Here is a 680-nt window from a genome sequence, read left to right as displayed (position 1 = left end):
CACAGCAGTTCATCGTGTCCGCTACCGATAGCCGACCGCTAAGCTGCTTCGCCAGATGGGGTCTGCTTGTCGCTTACGCTGCAGGATCGTCTGGTCAAGGAATTGCGACTGGCAGGCATCGACACCATGGAGGCAGGCAATGCGTTTCTGCCGGGCTTCATGGTGGACTACAATGGGCGGTTTGCGATTGTCCCTGCCCGATCCGATGACCTGCACCGGCCGGTAAATCTTGCACCGGATCGGTTGAAGGAGATCCTGTGCAAACGCGAGCAGCGCTATGTCGGGTCGCAGCTGACGTTTTCGTTTGAGCGCAAGCGGATCATGCTGGCGGAGAGCGACGTGACGCGCGGATTGGCTGGTCGCTATGTCGAGACCTATGCCTATGCCGACGGCCGGCTCGATGTGCGGTGGAAGGGACACTCCCTGCCCTACAAGGTGTTCGACAAGGACCAGCGGGTGACGCATGCGGCGATCGTCGAGAACAAGCGGCTCGGCGATGTTCTGGCCTATATCAAGGAGCGGCAGGAGCAGCAATCGGTAAGCGGCCGGTGAGGGCCGTCTTGCGAGGTTGAGACGAACATCGGAAGTCCTAGTGCAAACACTGTAAGCGACAAGCAGACCCCATCTGGCGAAGCAGCTTAGCGGTCGGCTATCGGTAGCGGACACGATGAACTGCTGTG

Annotated in this window: 1 pseudogene; it reads left to right on the top strand. The window is 59.7% G+C overall.

Annotated features, from left to right (window positions below):
- Window positions 1-66: 66 nt before the first annotated feature.
- Window positions 67-534: pseudogene (locus tag PYR71_RS30740) on the top strand (ISNCY family transposase); the annotation flags it as partial.
- Window positions 535-680: the final 146 nt, after the last annotated feature.

The sequence above is a fragment of the Rhizobium mulingense genome (genome assembly GCF_029194105.1).
Lineage (GTDB): Bacteria > Pseudomonadota > Alphaproteobacteria > Rhizobiales > Rhizobiaceae > Rhizobium > Rhizobium mulingense.
This window is presented reverse-complemented; position numbering and strand designations above follow the sequence as displayed.